Raw genomic sequence first — 20,036 nt, forward strand, 5'->3', positions numbered from 1 at the left:
ACAAGGTTTTACATGAATTTGCGAATTTTCTTTCTGTCGATGTCTTTCAGTATATTGAGTTTCTCTTTAATACTGGAAGGTAAGATTTCAGTTTTTATTGTTGCAGTATCTCTTAGGAGGGCTATGAGCAGTTGATGCTTTTCTTTTTCTGATAAATTGTCAATAAGCGGGATAATGCCACTAGCCCATACTTTTTCTTCTATGATGCTGTTGGGTGCAGATGTGTGTGTGATTGTTTTGCGTAATTCTGCATGCTTGTCGATGAGCTTGTTGGCCATAGCATCGAGCTTGTTTGCAAGAGATTTCAGCTCCATGCCTAGTTTTCTATACTGGTATGCGTGGTCAAGTCTTTGTGAGATGTTTTTGATTTTACTCATAATATTTGCTTCTTTAGATAACCTAAAATATAGCGGGCATCGGAATTTATATTCACATAGCCCACAAGCGTCGGAAGGATGAGGTTGAGGGTTATCCTTGCTTGCTTTAAGAAGTTTTACTATAAAGTCATGCGTTTGTGTGAGTTCTTTTTCTGTTATCTGACTTTTTACTACCTTGGGTTTATCTCCACCCAAATATACATCTCTAACTTCTATAGGAGGATTCATAATGCCAAGAGTGTATGCCATATATGCATATATCTTTAGCTGTATGTGGTGTTCTTCGGCACTAAATGAGCCTGTTTTCCAATCTATGATGGTGTTACCGTATCCAAAGTCTAATATACCGACAATGATGGTTGGTATTTCTCTTATGAATACCTCAAGTTTTTCCTCTATAAGTATTGGTACATTATCGGGTATATCAATATTGGTTATATATTCAAGGGCGTTTTGGACCATACGAAATGCCTCTGATAGCAATGCTTTATCGCCTATCATTTGTTTTATTAGAGGGTCATGCTGGCTTTCTGCAGAAAACATGAGCAAACCATCGATTTGTATAGGAGTTTTATTTAGTATGGCTTTTGTTCCTTCGGCTATGGCCCCGTGAACCCATGTACCGAATGATGCTTCTATAGAAGAAGAGTTTATAGGATACATTTCCGACAGCTTAATGTACAAGGGACATCCTTTTGTTAGTGTTGTTACAGATACTCTATCCATCATGCTCTTATTATATCCTACTTGTCAACTACGGGATACACATGATATAATACTTTGCGTCGGAGAGGTGTCCGAGCGGCCGAAGGAACCCGCCTGGAAAGCGGGTGAGGGTTAATCGCCCTCCGAGGGTTCAAATCCCTCCCTCTCCGCCATTTTTCATTTTGACCCCTTAATGGGGCAGGACCACTGCAAGGGTAGGGTGCTGAACCCCGCCAGGCCCGAAAGGGAGCAACGGTAGGCACCTGAACCCTGTGCCGGTGGTATCCTGCTCCATTAAGGGGCTCTTTTATTTTTGCGCTTTTGTTTAATCCTCATAAGTAACATGTAACTTTGAATAGATGAAGCAAATATACCTATAGCAATGAGAATTAATATTAGTGGACCTAATATAGGATGGGCTTTGACAAGTTTATCTACCAGGTCATATATATTCACTAGCCGTCCTCCTTATCGTTATTTTCTTCGAGTTTTTCCTTCTCTTCCTTGTTCTCTTGTTCAGTAATAAGTTTTTCTATTTCCTCTTGAGAGAGTGTTGTTTTTGGGGTGTCTTCTTGTGCTAATATGGCTGCTGTTTTGTCTACCATCTCAGAAGCTTTTTCTTGCTGTGTTGTGTAGTTCTCAATATCTTCATGGGATAGATTGGATTGTGTAAGTGTGTCTTGAGGAGCATTTTGCTGGTTTACTGCTTCTGATGATACATCTTCTGTAGTTATTGGTACTTCTTCATATTCACTGGTCTGCTGTGCGAATAATTTTTCAATCTCTTCTTGTGATAGAGAAGTAGCTTTGTGAGTTTCTTGAGTAGTATTGTTTTCTGATGTCTCTTGTTGTTTGGCTTTTTGAGATTCACTATTCCAATCTGTTTTTGGGGATTCTGGTTTATCTTCTTTTACTTGTTGTTCGGTAAGTATCTTTTCTATATCTTCTTGAGAAAGAGTGTTAGATGTAGATTCTTGGTTGCCTTCCTGAGCTTCTGCCTCTTGAGATGATTCATTGGTTTGATGTATTTCGTCATGTGGTGTTTCTTCATCTGATATTGCTTTTGTTTTCTGTTCAAATAGTTTCTCTATCTCCTCTTGAGAAAGGGTAGTTGGATATGTTGATTCAGATTCATGAGAAGTGTTATCTATATCTTTCAACTTTGTAGAAGTTTTTTCTTTTTCATCGGTTTCTTGAGGATTAAGATTTTCCATTTCTCTTTGAGGTATTGTGGTATCTGAAAAATTTTCTTGTTGTGGGATTTCTTCTTTTATTGATGTCTCTTCATCTTTCTGAGTTTTTTCTTTATGTTCTTCAGAAGGAGTAATTATTGTTTCGTCTTGGGATAAAGTCGAAATTGTTTTTGGCGAACTTTCTGTTATGGCTTCTGAAAGAGTAGTCTCGTTATCTTGGGTTTCTGTCCCTTGTGATGATATTTCTTCTGGCTTTTCTTCTTGTTCATTTAAGTCTTTCAATGCAGGTTTTTCTATATCTTCATCCGATAATGCTGGGATAAGATCGTTGTTTTCTAAAGTCTCTTTTGCCTGAGTGTTAGCTTCTCTGTTTGGCTCAGATAGAGAGGCTGGAATTGTGTCTTCGGGGATAATTTCTTCTCCGTGCATGCCAACTTTTTCTATATGGCTGATAATAGTTTCTGTGGTTTTCTTTAGCATTTCATCGGTTGGATGAACCTTAGGTTTTCTTGTCTTCTCTTTGAGAATTTTTAGTTTTTCTGATATGACCTCATGAACATGTTTGCCTATTTCTGCAAGTTTACCCAAGGTAGATGATAATACCGATTTGATGTTGTTCATAAAGTTTCTTAGTTTGATAGTCTTTGCTATAAATAATTTCCTTACATGTTGTGTTGTTTCTATTTCTCGGATTTCTTTCTTTTCTGCAGATTGTTGTTGCTCTTCTTCTTGGGTTTTTCCCTCTGTTTCTGCAGTATCCTTGTTCTTTGCGGAGATTTGAGATAGTTTGTATTTAAACAATACTGTTTTCTTTAGTTTGGTAAGGAGCATACCAATATTTCCAAATATAAGGAGAGTTGGGAAATGTGTAGTTTTTTTCCACAATAATTTTATTCGAGGTATTAGAAAGATAAGGAGTAGTAGTACTGATGATATACCTATAACAGCTATTAACCCGATTTTCAAAAAGGTCATCCATTTATTGGTAGTACTTGTGGTGGTACTTGTACTGGCTGTTTTTTGTGTTTCTGTAGTTGATGTTATAAGTATTGTTGGATCATCAATAGGCGATGTTAGCATGGGGATTCCTAATCCGGCAATGTGTTTTCGGAAGTACGATTTACTAATGTGTGTATATATCTTAGGAAAAAGTATGGTTGTGCTTGGATAAGTGTAATCTAATATCTCAAGGGCTGTGACAAGTTTAGTGTGATCCCCTGTAATACCTTCGGATAGTTTGATAAAAAAGTTAGGATAGTTCCAGTGAGAAAATGGGAAATCAGGTGATGCTAAAGTGTAAGGGCTCGTGCTTCCACCTACAGGAATAAGAATCATATTCACATTGGGAGGACTATGCATGAGAGTATAAGTAGAAACGATTTTTATATCGACGTGTATACCTATTTTATTCCATCTTTCTGTTATCTGCTTTGCTGTGTCTGTAAGATGTGGGGGTACTGCTAATGTGAGGTTTTTTAATCTGTTAATATCTATACTGTAATTATCTATAAACTCGTTGACGTTGAATACCAATCTGTCAATGTGGAGGCTGGAGTGGCACAACGGACTTTTGATAAGACATGGGGTTCCCGCTGTCCCTGTTGTACTGAGTTTTTCGTAAGGTAGTGTTGCAATAAGCAGGTATCTGTAAGGCCATGTGGTAAATGGTTCTTTCTGTGTGTTGAATACAAGCCTTATAGCTACATTGTATTGTTGCGTGCCATTGATTGAAGGATAGGTTATGTAGTTGGATGTTTGTGCTATTGTACTTGTAAATATCAAAGTTTCTGGGTATGGAATATACCCTTTGTACATGGGATTATGCTTTAATAATATGCTACCGCTGGAGGTATTTACTATATAGTACATGCCACTACCCCAAAAAGCATGGTTGATTGTAATGTCAAGAGTTCTTAGATACTTAGGCAGTATGAAGATGTTTGATGTGACATCACGTGCAAAGTTACTATCAGGTTTAAATAGATGAAAGACAACAGTATTGTTAGAGGCTGTTTCTACACTTCTGATATTGCTAATAAGTAACCATATAGTAGCTCCTCTCCGGTGGTTTATAGGCATATGTAATAGATAGTTGTATGTTTCGACAACGTCTGTAGCGGTAATAGGGGTACCGTTTTGCCATACAAGGTGTTTTTTGATTTTGAAGGTCCACAATGTGTCTGATGATGTCCAGCTTTCCGCTATCACAGGGTATATCTGCCCGTTTTCATACCATGTTAGCGGTTGCCATATGAGAGAGGAAAGCCAGAAATCTGTTGGGCTTTCAATGAGTAAGGGATCTGGTCTGTGTATGTCTGGAATACCAATAATTTCAGCATTATCAACATTGTCAGCATATATAGACGGTGATAGAATACTCAATATTACCAACAAGAATACTATAACTTTAAATACGTTTTTCATATTGTCACCTTCTTTTCTGCCATACAAACTGTATATGCTGGGCATTCCCTACAAATTCAACATGTCGGTTAATTTGAAATTCAACAGATATACCATGATTAATATCGGAAATTGGCTCATCTTCTGTAAAAGCAACCAGCTTGAAGATCATGTCTTTGTGAATAAATCCATAGTATTCTGCAAGCTGAGGAATGTCTGTATACCGAAAGGTTTGTGTCTCAAACTGGAAAAATTTGTTGCCTATAGTTGTTTTTCCTGTTTTTACAAGCTTTTCTATGTCTAGCTGTGAACCATGTTTTAGTACGTCTTTGATAAAGAAGTGAAAATTATCTACAGATGCTATTAGATATCCCCCTGGTTTAAGAATACGGTGTATTTCCCTCATAGCTTTTTCGAGATTGCCTACATAACTAAGGACATCGCCCATGGCTATGGCCATATCAAAATAATGGTCATTAAATGGTATATGTTCCGCTCTAGCTATTTCTATTGGAATATCTGGATTCTTTCTTTTAAATTCTCCAACCATGTTGGGAGCGGGTTCGATAGCAACGATTGATTTTACAAACGATTTTAAGTAGTAGGTATATGTACCTGTACCTGCCCCTATGTCTATAAGTGTCATATTAGATGATAGATACTGCTTAATGTGTGCAAGAGAAACAGAAAGTTCAACTAGCCAATAGGATGTTTGATATTCGCTATCGTAAATTTTCCCCAATTGGTTGTAATAGTTTATAGCATTTGTCTTCATTACTTGAATAACCCCTTTTCTAATATGGTACATGAAAAGTGCACATAAAAAGATGAAAGGAGATGATACATGTGGGTGTAGCTTCTTACAAGAAACTTCAGATTTTGTTCCGTAGGGGTGTTGGCCTTGATATTGATAAGAGCAAGGCAGAGAGGATTATTGAGCATACAGAGAGGGTGCTGAGGGATTTGTTTGACATTGCAATGGAGAAGGCCGAGAGAAGAAAAGCCGAGGAGGTAGTTCTCGACGATATTCCTCTAACAAAGGGAATTAAGGAATATATGAAAAAGTTCCATGAGCTTGAAGAGGAGATTGATGTTGAACCTATCATCGCCTATCTTAAGCTTGGTAAATGGGTACCACTATCTAAAGAGGTTGTCGATATATTGCCCGAGCTTGTTGGCACATTGCTCTTGTTATCTGGTCGTGTTATCAAGACAATTTCCGAGGACACACGTAAACCCACCGCTACTGAGGTAGAAAAGGCTTTATCTGCTATCGACCTTATTCTATAAGGGGGGATATGTGTGAAGCATAGAGTTTGGGTTGATCCAGAGGTACTTACAGAAAAAGAAGAAATGGCCTTGGGAACACTGGTATTTGAGACATTGGGCCAGCCAGAAAAGGCAAGAGAGTATAATGTCAAGCTCTTGAAGAGATTAGGAATAGACCTGCTTTATGGTATGAAGGGTGGCCAGATGACATATTTTTCTGCTCCTACTTCTGACAATAGGCAGCCTGGAGATACTTATGAAGACGAAGAGGGTATACAATATGAAGTCAAATCTGTTGTAGAGGAACTTCCTAAAAATGCTAAATTATGGGCTCATATAGAGGGTTACCATGGTATGGCATATTTGATAGTGAATTTGGTAATAGAGGACGATAATTTGGAAGAGCCACAGGTTATAGAGGTTGTAAGAACTCCAGCTGCTAGTTTAATGCTTGCTTTCTTTAAGAAAAACAAATGGGCTCATCTAATTGATGCATTTCACAGTGTAGGTGTAACAGTGGCATTTGAGAAGAGTAGAGGTCATAAAGGAAGACTTCACACATTTGATGAGCTGCCTGGTGTGGCAAGAAGATTTCTTAGAGAAGCTCGCAAGCTTGAAAAGAAAGTGGGATTTGGTCGTATAGAGTTTGCTTATCTTGGAGAAAATAAAGATGGAGATATGAGATATCGCATGAGATGGATGTTACCCACCGTAGCATTATTTGATAGAAATATTGCCGAAAAGGCTGATAAGGTTCTTGCACTTTTGAAGTAATACATCTCCCTCTAGATTGGAGAGAGCGGATATCCGCTCTCTTTTTTCTTTTTGACAGGTAAAATGATATGTGCCTGAAAAGGAGGGAGACGATATGAAAATAGCAATTTTAGGAGCTGGAGCTAGAGAACATTCTATAGCCAAAGCATTTATAGATAGTGGATTTGATACGCTTGTTGTTCCCGGTAATGATGGAATGAAATGGAGTGGTATTCCTATAAAAAAAGTGCAAGAAACAGCAGATGAAATACTTGATGCCACAATATCATTTGCACCAGATATTGTTATTGTTGGGCCTACTGAATACATGGTTCTTGGTATTGTTGATAAGTTAAAGGCCAAGGGAATAAAAGTTATTGGAGCTACATCAAAGTCTGCAATGCTCGAGGCCGATAAGGTATTTGCTAAAGAATTTATGGTAAAACATTCTATACCGACTCCCCGGTTTCGTATAGTACATACACTTTCACAGCTTGAAAGAGCGCTAAAAGAATTCGAACCACCGTACGTAATAAAAATTCCTACACTACAGGGAGGTAAGGGTTCTTTTATTTTGCCAACTATATCTGAAGCCTTAGATATAGGAGCTAAAGTGATTACATCGGGATTTGAGGGCATGTGGAGTGAAGGACTTGTTGTTGAGGAGTTTACACCTGGTGAAGAATATGCTGTTCAGGTTCTTATTAGCTCGGGAGACTATGTTATTCTTCCCATGGTTTGGGAATATCAGAGGTTATATGACCATGGTAGGGGACCTAATACAGGTGGTATGGGAGCGGTGGCTCCTATACGTATAGATGACAGGTTATTTGGTCTTATTAAAGACCTTGTTGGTAAAACGATTAAGGCTATGTTGAAGGAATCTCTTGCTTATGAAGGATTCTTATATCTTGGTGTTATGGCAGCAAACAATGGTATTAAAGTGCTGGAATATAATGTCAGACTTGGTGATCCTGAAACTGAGGCTATAGTACCGCTTGATAGTGCCGGATTTGTTCGCATGATAAAAGATACAGCTTTTGGTAGATTACCTGAAAATCTTAAGCCTTTTGGTGCTAGTGTTGCATTGTCACTTGTTTCGGAAGGTGCACCTTATCATTACACTGACAGTGTGTTGAAAATAGTTGGCAGCATGGAAAATATATATTTTGATCATGTCCAAGAAGAAGAGGGGATGCTCCATGTATCAGGTTGGCGTCCCTGTGTTGTGGTGGGTAAAGGCAATACATATAATGAGGCTGTTAAAGAGGCTTATAAAAAGGCAGAGGAGGTTATATTTGAGGGCAAGCTTTATCGTAGAGATATCGGTGAGAGTTTGCTGTAAAAGGATATATTTGCAGTATAATATATCACTGTATTAGTACTTCGCTTGGGGGGTACATATGATTTATATAAATTGGGCAGTTTTGTGATATAATATTCCTTCGCATGGTAGGTATGCCATGTGTTTGTTTTTATATTTTGCTTTGGAGGGGTGATGGGGCTTGGAAATGACAAAACGAGTCACGGTACAAGAGCTTATTGGGAAAAAGGAAGTAACGAAAGTTCCCAACTGGAAGTATCCCGATTTTCTTGAGATTCAGCGTAAATCCTTTAACGATTTTATCAAGAAGGTAGTAATGGGAGAAGAAAATGAGGGTAGAGAGAATGAAGTTCCCAAGATTCATTGGGGTTGGTTTGAAAGACTCCTTAAAAGGTTTTCTCCCATTGAATATGGTAAATGGAGATTAGAATTTATCGACTTTGCCTTTGAGGATATCAAGGTAAAGATAGCCGGTGAAGAGCGGGTTCTTGATCCTGAAGAGTGTCGTTATCAGGGAAGGGACTATGCCAAGGCTATCAGGTTAAAAACCCGTATTACAAACTTGGAGACAGGTGAAAGCCGCGAAGATTGGGTTAACATGGGCACTCTACCATGGATGACCGAGAGAGCGACTTTTATTGTCAATGGTGTTGAGCGTGTTATTGTAAATCAGATTATTAGAAGCCCCGGTATATACCTTCAGATAGGAGAAAGAGAATGGCTTGCCAGTCTCATTCCAGAAACAGGTACCTGGGTAGATGTTTCTCTGAAGGAGAGAAAACAGGGTAATACTAATCGTACAAGATATACCATTACCCTGGACAGAAAGTATAAAAATATTCCTGTTTCTCTCTTTATGCGTGCTTTCGGATATGTATCCGACTTTTCTATTAAAGAACGTCTTATGAAGTCTCTTGAAAGAATAGATGACCCAGCGATGAAGGGTACCATTGAGCATATTCTGCAGACAAACATGGAGCAAGATAATATTCATGAAATATGGAATATTCCTTCTATATACGATAGACTTGTCAAGCTTCTTGATGGTGCGGAAGTTGTTTCAGATGTTGCATCTTCTCACTATGCTATCTCTGCAGGTACTGTACTTGATGAAAGACTTCTCAGAAAGTTCTTGGAACATATATTACCCGAACAGATAAAGACAGGTATGTTTAAGATGACTGTCAAGGTTCCCGCTAAAAACCTTACAGAGATCAGAGCAGCGGACCTCGTTGGATGGAAAGTTGCTAAAGATGTTGTTGTCAGTTCTACTCCAGGAATGCCTGTTCCCATAGCACCAGAGGGATGTTTCACGGCATTTGCCGATGGTAAGTTTGTGTATGTTTGTGATGATGGTGTTGTCGATGCTACCTCTGGTGAGTATCTCTTTGAGATAGGCGATGAAGATGACGAACATGTCTATGAAATATTAATAGATGGTATTTATGATGAAACAGGTAATAAGGTTTTTCCGTTTATAAAACTTGATATTGATCCTGCCCTTATAGAGGAAGGATGCCAGTACTTCTTTGATGCCTCCGACGACACCCTATATGCTAAATGTGGAGATAAGGTTATTAACGCTGAAACTGGTGAGGAGATAGAGATAGGTTCTTCTATTGTCTGGCAAGCGGGTGAAATTAAAGAAGAGGATGTCAAGCGTTTTGAGGAACTTGTTATCAGAAGTGGAAGAGTGGACTATGTTTACTTTGATGTTCCATGGGAAAAGATTGTCAGTGATGCCGCATATATCTCTATCTATTCTCTCCTCAATATTACGACTACTGCTGAAATGACACATCCCAGAGAGGCAAGAGAAAGAGTAAGAAGATTCTTGTTTGATCCACAGAGAAACTACCTTGGTGAAGTAGCTCTTTACAGAATAGCCCGTAGATTTGGCCATGAGATAAAGGAAAACCTTACAGAAGAAGATCTTGTTGAAATGTTTGCCTTGCCACTAAAACTCTATGCAGGTATTGAAGAGCCTGATGATATTGACCATCTAGGTAATAGAAGGGTTAGGGCTGTCGGTGAGCTTATTTATACTAGTCTTATACAGGGCTTTAAAGTTCTTGTCAATAGGGTTGTCAGAGACAATATGCTGTCTTATACCGATGATGCTATTCCTAAACCTTCCCGTTTCCTTTCATATAGACCACTTCAGAAGCAGCTTAAGCTATTCTTCCAGGGACAGCTTGCCCATTTGCTTGATGACACCAACCCACTGGCATCTTTGACCCATAAGAGAAGAATTACCGCTCTTGGTCCTGGTGGTATTCCAAGGCAAATGGCTAAAGGTGAGGTGCGTAATATACATCCAAGTCACTATGGAAGACTGTGTCCTATTGAAACACCAGAAGGTCAAAACATCGGTCTTATCAACTCTTTGGCACTGTATGCCAGACTTAATGAGTATGGCTTTATTGTTGAGCCATATCGCCGTGTGAAGAATGGTGTTGTTCTTGATGGGGATGATAATGTTGTATGGCTTGATGCCCTTGAAGAAGAAAATGAATATATTGCCCCCGCTGATGTCGATGTTAGACCTGTAGATGGAGGCTGGGAAATTGTTCCCGACATTGTTGTTGTGAGACATAAGGGTAGATGGGTTGAGGTGCCTAAAGAGAAGGTCACACTGATGGATGCAGGTGCTAACCAGATGTTCTCTGTTACGACCTCTTTGATCCCGTTTGTTAACCACAACGATACAAACCGTGCTCTGATGGGTTCTAACATGCAGAGACAGGCTGTACCTCTTATTAAGCCTACAGCACCAAGAGTTGGTACAGGTCTTGAGAGAAAAGTTGCCATGGAATCAGGAGCATCTATTGCATTTAAACCTGAGAGATATCCTGATTCTGTAGCATATATTGAATATGCCGATAGTAAGCGTATTGTGTACCGTGAGGTACCTTCTGATATTGTTGATGTTTCCGAGTGTGATGATATTACATGTCCTAAGAGGGAAATTATCCTAACCACATTTAGAAGAAACAATAAAGATACAGCAACCCACTACCGCCCAGCTGTGAGAAAGGGCGATGTGGTGCTGCCCGGAGGTGTGCTTGCCGATAGTTTGCACTCCCAGGGTGGAGAACTGGCACTGGGTAAAAATCTCCTTGTTGCCTTTATGCCTTGGGAAGGATACAACTACGAAGACGCTATTCTCATTAGCAGACGTCTAGTCAGAGATGATGAACTGACATCTATCTTTATTGACGAATATACTGTTGAGGCAAGACGTATATCCACCGGTTCTCGTAGATCCCGTAAGGGCTCATCTGTTATGGTAGAGGAAATTACCAGAGATGTACCCGGTCTTTCCGATGAGGAAAAGAGGGACCTTGGTGAAGATGGTATCGTGAGAATTGGTGCTTGGGTTGAACCGGGCAGCATCCTTGTAGGTAAGGTTACGCCTCAGCCTGAAGAGAAGGAAGAGGCAGAGGTTAAACTTCTTGCACACATCTTCGGTGAGAAGATTGGTAGGGTAAAGAATACCTCTCTGAGAATGCCACCAGGTGAGAGAGGTGTTGTTATCGATGTCAAGGTCTTTGAAGAAGATAAAGGCTATGACCTACCTGCTGATGTTGTTAAGGTCGTAAAGGTTTATGTTGCCCAGAAGAGAAAGATTAAAGAGGGTGATAAACTGGCAGGTAGATACGGAAACAAAGGTGTTGTCGCAAGAATTCTTCCTGAAGAGGATATGCCATATCTTCCTGACGGTACTCCTGTTGATGTTGTTCTAAACCCACTTGGTGTCCCATCTCGTATGAACTTTGGTCAGGTATTGGAAACACACCTTGGTCTTGTTGCAAGACTCTTAGGTGTAAATATTGAAATTCCTACATTCAAGAGTCCTTCAATGGACGATATGTGGAAGGCCATAGAGCTTGCCAATGAAAAAATGAAAGAAAAATATGGTATTGAGATGAGCTCTCTCGGTAAGTTTACGCTCTACGATGGTCGTACGGGTCTACCATTTGAAAGAGAAGTGATGGTTGGTGAAATGCATATTCTTAAGCTTATTCATATGGTTGATGACAAAATGCATGCCCGTGCAACAGGTCCTTATGCCCTTATTACGCAGCAGCCACTGGGTGGTAAAGCCCACTTTGGTGGTCAGCGTGTGGGTGAAATGGAGGTATGGGCTCTTGAGGCTTATGGTGCAGCTTATACATTACAGGAAATGCTTACCATTAAGTCTGACGATGTAGAGGGTAGAAAGAAGGCCTACGATGCTATCGTTAACGGTAAACCAATTGAGGAGATGGGTGAGCCCGAATCCTTCAGAGTTCTTGTCAAAGAGCTTCAGGGACTTGCCCTTGCTATAGAGGAAATACAGTTCCATAAAGGAAAACAGCAGCCCAAACTTGGGGCTGAAGAGACAGAAGAATAAGTGAGGGGTGAGGACGCCTATGGACAGGATAAAGAAGAAAAGGGTTCGCAAATTTGATGCCCTAAAAATAAGACTGGCATCTCCCGATGACATTCTCAAGTGGTCTCATGGTGAGGTTACACAGGCTGAGACCATTAACTATAGAACATACTTGCCTGAAGAGGGCGGTCTGTTTTCACAGCGTATTTTCGGTCCTATTAAGGACTATGAGTGTGCTTGTGGAAAGTACAAGGGCAAGAAGTATGAAAATGTAGTATGTGAAAACTGCGGTGTTAAGGTGACGACATCTAAGGTGCGTAGAGAGTGGATGGGACATATTACTCTTAACGCACCTGTAGCTCATAGATGGTATTATGGTAAGTCCCCTTATCCACTACCAAGACTCCTAGGTTTGAAGTACCCAGAGGTTAAGGATATTGTTTACTTGAACCTGAACCTTGTTGCCGATGACGGTGGTCCATTTGTTCCCGCCGGTGTTGTTGTAGACGGCGAGGGCGAGCTCAAGGTGAAAAACTGGTTCTTAAACTTCAGCCGTGATCTTGAGGAGATAAAGGGGTCTTCTCGTATACCGTCTAATATCCCAAGGGTCAAGAAGGAGCTAAAAGAAAAAGTTGTTATCAAGGGTGAGCCACGCTTTGTAGCTGGTCCTAAGGCTATCGAGGCTATTTTCTCTATGCTGTATGAGGAAAACTATCCTGTGAAACTCTATGTTGACCTTTCTCAGGTATGGAAAGCTCGCAAGCGTCTGAGAGAGAAAGTGGAAAACTTCCTTATGTCTTTCCTTGGAATTACCAAAAAGGACATTAAGTCCATTCTCGATGGGGAAAAGAAGATATTCTTTGGCGAAGGTGGTATAGATGTTATTGATAAGAAGAAGTACCTTCTTTTGACAACCGATGACCAGAACAAAGCATTTGATGGTTATAAGGCTTTTGCCGCTGCGCTTTTAAAAGATTACCTTGATGGTGGTAATAAACTCCAGGAGTTTGCCGAAATTGTATCCCGTATACCCAACAGATATGGTAGATGGGAAAGACTTACCAATAGAGGGCAGGATATAGGTCTATCTGCAGAAAGATGGTATCCCAATGAGGAATCCCTTGGGTCTTTAAACATGCTAAGTGTTTTTCTTCCCAAACTACTCATTGTTATAGATTCCAAGGAGCGTAAGGCATATAAGTGGGGAGAAAAAGAGTACATAGAGGCATATCTAAACGATTATGAAGGCCGTTATGAGTACTTTGTCAGCCCAGAAGATGCCGAAAGATATCTCACCAATATTTCTAAGGGGCTTGATGAAAATGAGGTAGCTACAATAGATATCACCGATGAGGAAGGTGCTATTCTCTTTGAGCAACCACGTATCCAAGTTTCCGATATTAGAATTAATATTACAGGTCTTGATGTGCTAACTGACGATGTTGCTAAAAATATCAAAAGGATTATGGGACCAGAGTTCAAGTTTGGTATGGGTGCTGAAATAGTGCAGCAGGTGCTTGAAAAAGACTTTGATAATCAGGGGAATCAGCTGCAGCTATGGGTTGAGTATCTCAAACATCTTGAAAGGGTTGTTACTAGTGAATCACAGCGTAGAAATATTGTTAGAAGGCTAAGTGTTATGGAAGCATTCCTTCACTCTGAGTCGCGACCAGTCTGGATGATTCTTACTGTTATCCCTGTTATTCCACCTGAGCTGAGACCTATTATTCCACTTGAGGGTGGTAGATTTGCCACTTCTGAACTTAATGACCTCTATAGACGTGTTATCAACAGAAATAACCGTCTGAAAAAGATGATGGATAAGAGGGCACCAGAGATTATCTTGAAGAATGAAAAGAGACTTCTTCAAGATGCCGTAGATGCCCTTCTTGATAATAGTGGTAAAGAGAAACCTGTTACGGATTCTTCTGGTAGACCGCTGAAGTCTCTTACTGATATCCTTGTTAAGAAAGAAGGTCGTTTCAGAAAGAATCTGCTTGGTAAGCGTGTTGATTATTCTGGTCGTAGTGTTATCGTTATTGGTCCTGAGCTGGAACTTGACCAGTGTGGTCTTCCTAAGGAAATGGCCGTTGAACTATTCAAGCCATTCCTTATTAACAGGCTTATCAAGAGGGGTATTGCTGAAACATTTAAAGAAGCCCGTGAACTTATAGATCGTAGGGACGATAGCATATTTGATGCCCTTGAAGAGGTTGTGAAGGACCACTACGTACTCCTTAACCGTGCTCCAACACTTCACAGACCTTCTATTGAGGCTTTTAGGCCAGTTCTTGTTGACATGAAAGCTATCTCTATTCCTGCCATGGTCTGTCCACCATTTAATGCTGACTTTGATGGTGACCAAATGGCTGTTCATGTGCCACTGAGTGACCAGGCACAGGCAGAGGCAAGACTGATAATGGCATCTTCTCTAAACTTCATTTCACCAGCCAATGGAACACCGCTTGCCGCACCTTCTCAGGATATGGTGCTTGGTATTTACTATCTTACTATGCCGTTTGAAGGTGTTAAGGGTGAAGGTAGCGTTATTTCATCTGTAGACGAGGCATTTATTAGGTATCGTCTTGGTAAGGCAGACCTCCATGCTTGGGTATGGTATCCACTCATTGCCTCTAAAGAAGAGATTGAGAAGATGAAATCAGAAGGTAAAAAAGGTAATACTACTATCGGTCGTATTATCTTTAACTACGAGATAGGCAAACGGATGAAACAGTATGGACTTACACGATACCTCGGTAAAGGATTCGAGATATTTAAAGAAGATGCTGATGAGAAATATAAAGGGCCAAGACTGGATTTCGTTAACGAAACACTCGATAAGAAGAAACTGAAAAAGCTTATTACCGAAATGGTGGACATTATCGGTATTGCAGACATGAAATATTTCCTTGATGTAATTAAAGATATTGGTTTCCACTATGCAACCGTTTCTGGTTCTACTATATCTTTGCAAGAGGTTCAGGTTATGCCCGGCAAAGATGAAATACTTAACAGAGCCCTTGAGCAGGTTGAGCGTATTAACGAGGCATACGAAGACGGTATTATCAGTTATGAAGAAAGAATACCATCCATTATTGAGGTATGGCGTAGGGCATCTGAAGAGATTGAGGCCAATCTTCGTAAGCTGATGTCAGAAAGCGCACCAGATAAACTTAACTCGCTGTATATCATGATTATCTCTGGTGCAAGAGGTAATGTTGACCAGCTGAGACAGTCTGTGGCATTTAGAGGTGCCGTATACGATGCTACAGGTAACATTCTAGAGATTCCTGTTAAATCTTCATACATAGAAGGTCTGACTGTTCGTGAATACTTCGACTCTACCTACGGTGGTAGAAAAGGTCAGGTTGATACGGCTCTGTCTACATCTCTTGGTGGTTATAACACAAGGCGATTTGAGGAAGCTGTTCATGCCATCGTTGTTAGAGAAGATGACCACGAAGTCAAAGATGTTGATCTGAATGTCTATCAGGGTAGAGATCTAGCCCACGAGATTATGGGTAGGCTTGCTGCTGAGGATATTGTGGATAGCCAGACAGGTGAAGTGATTGTTAAGAAGTTTGAGCTCATTGATGAAGAGAAGTTTGTGCAAATACAGAATAAGGCCGCAGGTAAGGTTAAGGTATTTACCGAGCTTATGTGGGTTGATGTTGATTCCTTCCTCGATGATGAGAACTTCCTTGAGAACCTTATCCACAATAGGTTTAAGCTTGCTATGGATATCGTATTGAAGAATGGGGATTCTATACCTGCTGGTACTGTCATTACACCAGTGCTTGTGCATAAACTAAAGAAGATATTAGAAGATAATGGCTACGAGCCCAAAGTTCTTGTTAGAAGAATAGACGGTATTATGTTTAGAACCCTGAAGAACCTCGAGGGTGATAATATCAAAGACTTCTTTGCAAGAATTAAGGGTAGATTCCTAGCCGATGATGTGGTATCTCCAAAGACTGGTGAGGTGCTTGCACAATCTGGTCAATATATAGACAAAGAACTTATTGATAAGTTTAGAGAGCATGGAGTAGACCATGTGTACATTAAGAGTGCGCTAACATGTAAGACAGAATACGGTGTATGTGTGAAGTGTTATGGTGAAGACCTTGCCAGACACGCTATTGTTGAACGTGGCGAGGCTGTTGGTATTGTTGCTGCTCAGTCACTTGGTGAACCGGCTACACAGCTGACACTCAGAACATTCCACACTGGTGGTACTGTTGGTGCTAAGAGTGAGGAGATTACATCTGAAGATTCTGGTTTGCGTCTGGTTGAGGCGGTATCAACAACTCCTGATTCTGGTCTTAATAAAGATGAGCGTAGGTTCCTCCAGAGTATTGTCAAACCTATTACCGACTTCTACAAGGTAATTCGAAATATAGATGAGCGTATTAGGGCTGAATTTGATAGTGCAAAGGAAGACATACTTGTTAAAGAGATAAGCAACCTGAAAGAAATGACAAGCAGTGAAGAGAAGGCCCTTCGTGTGTATGTAAACGATTTTCTTGACAGTTATATGAATGGTCTGCTTTCCATAATGGAGACCATACAGACTCTTATCAATAATGAATTTAACTGGAGAGGTCTCAGTGCCGATATCTATGAATACATCTTTGAACAGATAGATAATCTTGATAAGGTGTTTGCTCCTGCAGTGCTTGAAAATCTGAAGAAAGGTATAGATGATATTGTATCCAACGATGATATTACATCAAGACTATCAAGAAAGATAGAGTCTTACCTTGCTTCAATATCTGCAAGGTTTGTTGAATATCTTGCCAAGCTACCTTCTTGGTTCCTTATGACAGCTGGTATCAAAGGTAGAAATGCCGAAGAGGTTAAGGCGCTTTATGACAGAATTATTGGTATGGGAGTTAAGGATATCACCGATGATGCCCGTAAGGAACTTGTTGGTCTTATCAAAGGTTTATTTGAAGGTGATGACATCTCTGTTAAGGAATTTGTCTACGAACAGTTTGTTGGTCTTGACCCAACAATGGAGATTCTTGACCAGAAGAGGGCAAAACTTCAGCCATTGGCAATGCTATCCTCTGTTGATGGACACGTTGTCGAAGTTGAAGTGAAAGATAAAATGATGTATGTGATTACCAAAGACGAGTTTGGATCTTATAAACTGGCCTTTGCATGGATGCCATTTAGATATCTTGACCCTGTACTTGGAAGAGAGGTTGATATTAGATTCAGACCGAGATTCAAAGAGGGAGATTATATCCTTCCAGGTGACCTTATGGTTGTCAGTAGACAGAGAGGTTTCCATAGACCAGTTGTCAGATATCCAAGAGTGTTCTTGCAGATGCTTCTTGATAACTTTGGTTTACAGGCTGTTGCCGACTTCTTGTTCTCCTCTATCGAAGGTATCTATGTTGACTTCCAATTTGATATCAACGATAAGCACTTTGAGGTTATCATGTCTCAGATGCTTAGTAAGGTTGAAGTTTATGACGATGGTGACAGTGATATCCTTGTTCCGTTCCATGATGTTGACCTGTATAGGTTTGAGGCCGAGTATAGGTATCTTAAGACCAAAGGTCTTCTCACCCCTAGGGGTAAGCGTAAGATCTGGGGTACAAAAGATGTCGGTAAACTGTCCGAGTCTTGGCTGGCTGCAGCATCTTATCTTGAAACAGCTACAGCCCTTATTAATGCCGCTATTGCATCTAAGGTTGATAGGCTTGTGGGAATGAAAGAGAATGTTATTGTTGGTTCCATGATTCCTGCAGGTACAGGTATATACGATGACAGTCAGTTTAAGATTAGAGTAGAGGGTAAAGAAGAGATTATTGAAGAGGAGTAACAATTCTGCTTCTATATACAAGGGGGGGACTTTGTCCCCCCTTGTTTTATATTGTGGGGTGGTGCTTGTGAACGTAAGGCAATTGATAAAAAGGCCGTATAAAAGGGCTATAGTATCGCTTAGTGGCTATTTTAGAGGTAATATTCCAGCTGATAGTGATACACTCGTTATAGGGGTGGATAGGGGGACCCATCATCTGCTTGAAGAGGGTATCATGCCTCACATTGTGATTGGTGATTTAGATTCCATATCACGCATGGATTTGATTTCTACACTGAGGGGAAAATCGGTTCCTTATTTTCTCGTTTCTAACTGGGATAAAGATTATACTGATGGACAACGTGCCATCGAAATCGTTTATACTGTGGGTATAAAACATCTAACTATTATCGGTATCATGGGAGGGGAAATGGACCATTTTTTAGGGAATCTATCTTTGTTTAGTATGTATAGCCACATGTTTGATACGATGGTAGGCTATACAGGGTATCAGACCATAGAGCTTGTAGAAGGTCAGAAAACATATGCTTTGCCTAAAGGTACGTCTATTTCGTTTGTTCCCTACGATGATGAGGTTACTCTCACACTTCGTGGGGTGCTCTGGGAAGTTGAAAATAGATTATTTAAACGCGAAAACTTACCACCTATTTCCAATATAGTTGTCAAAGATAATGTTGTTATTGATAGTGACGGGAAGTTATGGGTTATTATTGGCCGTGAGGATAAACCATATTTGTTAAAATACCCTCAGGGAAGGTGATGTATATGAAAGGAGTTGCTATTGTTGGAGATCATAATAGTGGAAAGACAACTCTGGGTAAGAGGATACTTCAAGTTCTGAAAGAAAGGGAATATAAGCCCTTTGTTTTCAAACATGCACCACATACAGAGCATTTTGCCGATGAGGGTAAAGATACAGAGCAGTATTTATCGGTTGCTGATACTGTTGTTGCTACTGGTAAAGATATTTATGCTGTTTATGCCAAAGGGCATCTACCCATCCATAAACTGTTTGCCTTAATGAGAGATTTTGGTGCAGATTTTCTTTTGTATGAGGGGACGCCTCACGGGTTACTAATTCCCTGGCTTAAGGTTGGTAATGGAAAGGGTGATAGTCTGTATACACTATGGCATGTGGAGAGTCCACAGTCACTTACAGACGAAGAAGTGGAAGAACTTGTTGATGATATTTTGTCCAGGACATGGACTATTCCGATGATGCTAAATTGTGGAAAGTGTGGGGTGGACACATGCCAAGAATATGTAGATGCCGTTCTGGCTGGTGAAGAGCGAACATGTGAACTGTGGGAAAGTACAATGCGTATAATCATTGATGGTAAAGAAGTACCCCTTGTTCCTTTTATCGAGAAACTCTATCGTTCTGTTATAGAATCACTCGTTAATAACCTGAAGGGAGTGCCTCGAGATTATCACTCTGTAGAGATTTATTTGGGGAGGGAAAAACATGAAGATTGAAAAGTATGCAGTTATTACCCCCGAAGCAATAGCTAAGTGGATAGAGAAAGACATGAAAAATGTGTATGGCGTAAAACCTGCCAGCTCATGGCATCCTTCTCAGTATGTTGAACTTTTTAAAGAAAAAATTCATGCATACAGGCCTGGAATATTTGTTGGCATAGAGCATAATGTTCCACATATCATATTGCATGTTGTCATCAAAGGCCAGATGCCTATTGCTGTAATAGTGAAAAATCTTAGAGAAGTGATAGACTATACCCTTAGGGAAAAAATGAGCATAAGAAAATATATGCTTGATATAAAACTACATGTCTCATAGTGGAGG

11 protein-coding genes, 1 tRNA gene, 1 other RNA gene and 3 pseudogenes are annotated in these 20,036 nt (G+C 40.1%); 12 read left to right on the forward strand and 4 right to left on the reverse strand.

Annotated features, from left to right (window positions below; genetic code table 11):
- Positions 1-8: 8 nt before the first annotated feature.
- Positions 9-1,106, reverse strand: coding sequence for a PD-(D/E)XK nuclease family protein (locus GM182_RS02550; protein WP_449187036.1), 1,098 nt, complete (start codon positions 1,104-1,106; stop codon positions 9-11).
- Between the two features lie 58 nt (positions 1,107-1,164).
- On the opposite strand from GM182_RS02550, the gene GM182_RS02555 reads away from it, so the two are divergent.
- Positions 1,165-1,255 (forward strand) — tRNA-Ser (locus GM182_RS02555).
- A gap of 23 nt (positions 1,256-1,278) precedes the next feature.
- Positions 1,279-1,377: signal recognition particle sRNA small type (ffs, locus tag GM182_RS02560), an RNA gene on the forward strand.
- Here the strand turns inward: ffs and GM182_RS02565 are convergent.
- From GM182_RS02565 to GM182_RS02575, 3 genes are read right to left on the reverse strand one after another with little or no spacing between them, the layout of a single operon-like run.
- A complete protein-coding gene (locus GM182_RS02565; protein WP_449187037.1) occupies positions 1,377-1,538 on the reverse strand; it encodes a hypothetical protein in 162 nt (53 codons plus the stop codon). The genes ffs and GM182_RS02565 overlap by 1 nt on opposite strands.
- A complete protein-coding gene (locus GM182_RS02570; protein ID WP_449187038.1) occupies positions 1,538-4,699 on the reverse strand; it encodes an ABC transporter substrate-binding protein in 3,162 nt (1,053 codons plus the stop codon). Before GM182_RS02570 ends, GM182_RS02565 begins: the two co-directional genes overlap by 1 nt.
- A gap of 4 nt (positions 4,700-4,703) precedes the next feature.
- A complete protein-coding gene (locus GM182_RS02575) occupies positions 4,704-5,453 on the reverse strand; it encodes a class I SAM-dependent methyltransferase (RefSeq protein ID WP_449187039.1) in 750 nt (249 codons plus the stop codon).
- Positions 5,454-5,524: 71 nt separating this feature from the next.
- On the opposite strand from GM182_RS02575, the gene GM182_RS02580 reads away from it, so the two are divergent.
- The 10 genes and pseudogenes from GM182_RS02580 to GM182_RS02625 all read left to right on the forward strand — a co-directional run bounded on the left by GM182_RS02580 (position 5,525) and on the right by GM182_RS02625 (position 20,030).
- Positions 5,525-5,968 carry a DUF1931 family protein gene (locus GM182_RS02580; RefSeq protein WP_449187040.1) on the forward strand — a complete coding sequence of 148 codons (444 nt, stop codon included), beginning with the start codon at positions 5,525-5,527 and terminating at the stop codon, positions 5,966-5,968.
- Positions 5,969-5,980: 12 nt separating this feature from the next.
- Positions 5,981-6,721 (forward strand): TIGR00703 family protein, encoded by a 741-nt coding sequence (locus GM182_RS02585; RefSeq protein WP_449187041.1) that lies wholly within the window; start codon positions 5,981-5,983, stop codon positions 6,719-6,721.
- A gap of 94 nt (positions 6,722-6,815) precedes the next feature.
- Positions 6,816-8,045, forward strand: coding sequence for a phosphoribosylamine--glycine ligase (gene purD / locus GM182_RS02590; RefSeq protein ID WP_449187042.1), 1,230 nt, complete (start codon positions 6,816-6,818; stop codon positions 8,043-8,045).
- A 166-nt stretch (positions 8,046-8,211) separates the two neighbouring features.
- Positions 8,212-12,420 carry a DNA-directed RNA polymerase subunit beta gene (gene rpoB, locus GM182_RS02595; protein ID WP_449187271.1) on the forward strand — a complete coding sequence of 1,403 codons (4,209 nt, stop codon included), beginning with the start codon at positions 8,212-8,214 and terminating at the stop codon, positions 12,418-12,420.
- 19 nt (positions 12,421-12,439) lie between these two features.
- Positions 12,440-12,814 (forward strand): annotated as a pseudogene (locus GM182_RS02600) (hypothetical protein); the annotation flags it as partial.
- 1,104 nt (positions 12,815-13,918) lie between these two features.
- Positions 13,919-15,364, forward strand: a pseudogene (locus tag GM182_RS02605) (RNA polymerase subunit beta); the annotation flags it as partial.
- Positions 15,365-15,478: 114 nt separating this feature from the next.
- A pseudogene (locus tag GM182_RS02610) lies at positions 15,479-18,232 on the forward strand (hypothetical protein); the annotation flags it as partial.
- Between the two features lie 67 nt (positions 18,233-18,299).
- Positions 18,300-18,992: a thiamine diphosphokinase gene (locus GM182_RS02615; protein ID WP_449187043.1), complete on the forward strand. Its 693-nt coding sequence runs from the start codon at positions 18,300-18,302 to the stop codon at positions 18,990-18,992.
- A 5-nt stretch (positions 18,993-18,997) separates the two neighbouring features.
- Positions 18,998-19,708 carry a molybdopterin-guanine dinucleotide biosynthesis protein MobB gene (locus GM182_RS02620; protein ID WP_449187044.1) on the forward strand — a complete coding sequence of 237 codons (711 nt, stop codon included), beginning with the start codon at positions 18,998-19,000 and terminating at the stop codon, positions 19,706-19,708.
- Positions 19,698-20,030: a hypothetical protein gene (locus GM182_RS02625; protein WP_449187045.1), complete on the forward strand. Its 333-nt coding sequence runs from the start codon at positions 19,698-19,700 to the stop codon at positions 20,028-20,030. The genes GM182_RS02620 and GM182_RS02625 overlap by 11 nt, the downstream gene beginning before the upstream one ends.
- Positions 20,031-20,036: the final 6 nt, after the last annotated feature.

It is taken from the genome of Zhurongbacter thermophilus, from assembly GCF_026184435.1.
Taxonomy (GTDB): domain Bacteria; phylum Coprothermobacterota; class Coprothermobacteria; order Coprothermobacterales; family JAADFF01; genus JAADFF01.

What these genes read in the sequence shown, in the direction of transcription:
- GM182_RS02550 (WP_449187036.1), bottom strand. Translation starts at nt 1,106, where the DNA reads ATGATGGATAGAGTATCTGTAACAACACTAACAAAAGGATGTCCCTTG.
- GM182_RS02570 (WP_449187038.1), bottom strand. Translation starts at nt 4,699, where the DNA reads ATGAAAAACGTATTTAAAGTTATAGTATTCTTGTTGGTAATATTGAGT.
- GM182_RS02575 (WP_449187039.1), bottom strand. Translation starts at nt 5,453, where the DNA reads ATGAAGACAAATGCTATAAACTATTACAACCAATTGGGGAAAATTTAC.
- purD (WP_449187042.1), top strand. Translation starts at nt 6,816, where the DNA reads ATGAAAATAGCAATTTTAGGAGCTGGAGCTAGAGAACATTCTATAGCC.
- rpoB (WP_449187271.1), top strand. Translation starts at nt 8,212, where the DNA reads ATGACAAAACGAGTCACGGTACAAGAGCTTATTGGGAAAAAGGAAGTA.
- GM182_RS02620 (WP_449187044.1), top strand. Translation starts at nt 18,998, where the DNA reads ATGAAAGGAGTTGCTATTGTTGGAGATCATAATAGTGGAAAGACAACT.
- GM182_RS02625 (WP_449187045.1), top strand. Translation starts at nt 19,698, where the DNA reads ATGAAGATTGAAAAGTATGCAGTTATTACCCCCGAAGCAATAGCTAAG.